At 34.3% G+C, this 478-nt stretch carries 1 protein-coding gene; it reads right to left on the bottom strand.

What is annotated here, in order from left to right:
• Positions 1-221: phosphosulfolactate synthase (locus E3E36_RS13760; RefSeq protein WP_206203668.1), on the bottom strand; the 221-nt coding region annotated here is incomplete at its 3' end.
• Positions 222-478 lie beyond the last annotated feature (257 nt).

Below are 478 nucleotides of genomic sequence, written 5' to 3' on the forward strand. Positions count from 1 at the left end.
ATAGGCATACCGTAAGAACGATACACTTCAATCTTCTCTCTCAAATTCGGTGTAACAAAAGAAGTTCCGAAACCTAATTTTACTATATCTACATGAGGACCGCTGACGTCTAAAAAATTATGTACTTCCTGAATACTCAACCCTTTATCCATAACCATTGTTAAGCCAGATGTTCGGGGTTTAGCAGTGCGTTGGGGTATTTGTGTTAAATTAAAATTCATTGGTTAAAGAGCGTTTTATGAATGCGACAAAAACAAGGTAAAACGCTTAACAGGTTTATGAGTTACATCAACCAATGCTAATAAAATGCTAATAGATTTTTTTAAAAAAATAACTGTGTTACCAACATCAGTATTTCATAGCAACAATTGTTGCGTCGCACTCTTGTACTTTCAGTTCATTAATCAACTATAAAACCACCGGAGCATATTGCTGCGGTGGTTTTTTCACATACCACTAACAAGCTTTTTTTTTAATA

Source organism: Thermococcus sp. M36, from assembly GCF_012027355.1.
Lineage (GTDB): Archaea > Methanobacteriota_B > Thermococci > Thermococcales > Thermococcaceae > Thermococcus.